4 protein-coding genes are annotated in these 2,974 nt (G+C 47.8%); 1 reads left to right on the forward strand and 3 read right to left on the reverse strand.

Translation table 11 applies throughout. The features are described from left to right. Positions 1-33: 33 nt before the first annotated feature. Entirely contained in the window at positions 34-240 is a 207-nt protein-coding gene (locus LAY57_RS35215) for a hypothetical protein (RefSeq protein ID WP_420839195.1), read from the forward strand. A 23-nt stretch (positions 241-263) separates the two neighbouring features. Here LAY57_RS35215 and LAY57_RS35220 read toward each other — a convergent pair whose 3' ends face one another. The 3 genes from LAY57_RS35220 to LAY57_RS35230 form a co-directional block, all read right to left on the reverse strand. Beyond that, the gene (locus LAY57_RS35220) at positions 264-644 is read right to left on the reverse strand and encodes a hypothetical protein (RefSeq protein WP_249072084.1); all 381 of its coding nucleotides are present in this window, start codon (positions 642-644) and stop codon (positions 264-266) included. A gap of 168 nt (positions 645-812) precedes the next feature. Beyond that, positions 813-1,616: a PspA/IM30 family protein gene (locus tag LAY57_RS35225; RefSeq protein ID WP_249072086.1), complete on the reverse strand. Its 804-nt coding sequence runs from the start codon at positions 1,614-1,616 to the stop codon at positions 813-815. 388 nt (positions 1,617-2,004) lie between these two features. Then, on the reverse strand, positions 2,005-2,694 hold the full coding sequence (locus LAY57_RS35230; RefSeq protein ID WP_249072087.1) for a PspA/IM30 family protein: 690 nt from the start codon (positions 2,692-2,694) through the stop codon (positions 2,005-2,007). Positions 2,695-2,974 lie beyond the last annotated feature (280 nt).

The following is a 2,974-nucleotide window of genomic DNA, read 5'->3' on the forward strand; positions in this document are numbered from 1 at the left end:
TGTCAGTTGTCAGTTGTCAGTGGTCAGTTGTCAGTGGTCAGTTGTCAGTGGTCAGTTGTCAGTGGTCAGTTGTCAGTTGTCAGTGGTCAGTTGTCAGTGGTCAGTTGTCAGTGGTCAGTTGTCAGTGGTCAGTGGTCAGTTGTCAGTTGTCAGTTGTCAGTTGTCAGTTGTCAGTGGTCAGTTGTCAGTTGTCAGTTGTCATTCTCTCCCCCACTCCCCTTTTTGACTTTTGACTTTTGACTTTTGACTTTTCTAGCCCCTCTTCATTTTTGCCCATCCCGACGCCCCAACTCATAGATACCGCAACCAATGCAGGCTAACATCCCAAAGCTAATCGCCCAACTGCGTCCCAGAGTGAACTCCACGCCCCAGTCGCACAAACTGCCAGCCACTAAAAAAGGGATAATACTAAAGATAGATGCGTAAAAAGCGTTTTGTGACTCTCTAGCCCGACGAGTTTTTTCAAATTCCGCTTCAGAAGTATAGAGCGATCGCTCAGCAAAATTAAACCAACGCCTCAATTGCTCCATCACCCACTCGCTGACCGGCGAGAAACCCAGATACAAAGCTAGCGACCACAAACCAGAACCAGCCAGTGCAGTAGCATCCAGATCGAATATAAATGGAAAAAGGTCATTGAGCATAAGGCAGGTAGCGAGTAAGTCGATCCTTTTTGCAATCTTAACGGAATTTCACCTGCAATCATCTCAAGCCAAAAAAATACAGCCTGGAGGTTCACTGTAAACCCAGTCTTGACTAGGAGTTTAGAGCCAATTATCCAGACTGATATTTCTCAAGTTTGCGATCGCAACTTATAGTCGATCCATCTGCTTTCGCAATTCTTCCAAATCCTTATCAACAGCCGAACCAGATGACGAGGAAGGGGTAGAAGAAGAAGTAGAAGTAGAAGAAGTAGTGTTTTGTGCAGAACCGGGTAGCGCTGCTTGGTTGGGCGAAGAACCAGCCAGTTGAGCTTTCATCGCCATCAATTCATCATCAACATCGCTACTACCTTCCAGAGCAGCAAATTGCTGTTCCAGGTTATTACCAGTCAACTCTTGCGCCGACTGGGCGCGGGCTTCCATCATCAAAACCTTTTCTTCCATCCGCTCAAAGGCACCCATCGCACTGCTAGTCCCCAGCCGACCAACTGCATTTTGCAGTTGCTCGTTAGCCTTAGCCGCTGAGATCCGCGCCTTCAGCATATCCTTCTTCGTCTTAGCTTCGGAAATTTTACTTTCCAGACCAATCAAGTTGCGCTTGAGCGTATCCACCTGAGTACTTTGGGTGTCCAAAGTTGCTTTGAGCGCACCCGCAGTATCAGCTTGAGCTTTCTTCCGCACCAGCGCTTCCTTCGCGAGATTCTCATCTCCCTTTTGAAGAGCCAGTTGAGCGCGGCTTTGCCAATTGTTCGCCTCTGATTGAGCTTGATTGTACTGTTGCTGAGTGCGTTTCTGAGTAGCGATCGCCTGAGCCACTGCTTGGCGCAGCTGCACCAAGTCTTCCTGCATATCAATAATCGACTGTTCTAGAATTTTTTCCGGGTCTTCAGCTTTACTGACAACATCGTTCAGATTGGCCCGGAGTACTCGGCTAATGCGGTCAAACAATCCCATAACTTTGTTTTTCCTTTTGGGGTGTACAAGGTCGGATGAAAGGCAGGTGACTGGCCAGAGCCTACTTGCTGTTGAATTCAGTTAACTATATGCTCAATTGGTTAGCCTGAAACCATCATCCATAATAATTTCAAGTGTAAAAGGCTCCCTCCAGGGAATTACACAACCTCGATCGAGCGATTGAAAACTTGATTCTCTATTATCCAGTGTAGAAACTTCTAGCTCGGATCGGCACTTACCGGCTCTTTTTTGCTTACTGTGCTTCTTCAGAGGGGCAGAGGGGCAGAGGAGCAGAGGAGAAAAGGAATAAAAATGTTCTTAATTTAACAAAAGCATAACAACTCCGAAAGAGCCGTTTTAACTACATTTGGGCTTTTTTGCCAGATGACTAACTTGACGGCAACTCAGGCGAATTGTTACCACTAAGCATTTTTGCCTTCATCGCCTCCAACTCCCGATCGATCTCGCTCCCCCCTTCCAAAGCCGCAAATTTCTTTTCCAAGTCGTCCGCTCCCAGTTGAGCTAGAGCCTCGGATTGAGCTTCCAGTTGCAGGACTTTCTCCTCCATTCTCTCAAATGCACTCACAGAACCGCTAGGGTTGAATTGCCCCATCATCTCATTTAGTTTCTGAGATGCTTGTGCAGAGCGAGCGCGAGCAATGTACAGATCTTTTTTAGTTTTTGCCTCGGCGATTTTGCTCTCTAGAGTTTTCAAATCTTGCTTCAGCTTATTAATAACCGTGTTTTGGGTTTCCAGCTGAGCCTGCATTGCAGAGGCAGTTTCCTGGTAAGATTTCCGTCGGTTTAGAGCTTCCCGCGCCAGATTGTCATCCCCTTTTTGCAAAGCCAGTTGAGCGCGGCTATACCAAGAAGCAGCATTAGACTGGGCGTTACTGACATCTCGTTCGGTGCGTTTTTTAGTAGCGATCGCACCAGCTACAGCCTGCCGCAACTGAATTAAATCTTCCTGCATATCCTGCACTGTCTGTTCCAGAATCTTTTCCGGATCTTCCGCCTCACCAATTAAATTACTTATATTGGCGCGAATTACCCGCAGGATACGGTCAATAAGTCCCATACCGACTCTCCTCACTATTGGGCGCTTAAAAGTCGAAAGGCTACCAGAGCTGCAACCATCCTCAAGACCAGAAATTCAGCTGCCACAGGTTTAGCTGCAATACTAACCTCATCCTATCGCGCCCATTGCAAACTAAAAAGGGTGTGGTCAAAACCCGTTGGTGATGTAGGGGACAAGGAGGACAAGGAGGACAAGGGGGACAAGGGGGACAAGGAGGACAAGGGGGACAAGGCGGACAAGGAGGACACGGGGGACAAGGGGGACAAGGAGGACAAGGGGG

Origin of the sequence: Argonema antarcticum A004/B2 (assembly GCF_023333585.1) — a bacterium.
Classification (GTDB): domain Bacteria; phylum Cyanobacteriota; class Cyanobacteriia; order Cyanobacteriales; family Aerosakkonemataceae; genus Argonema; species Argonema antarcticum.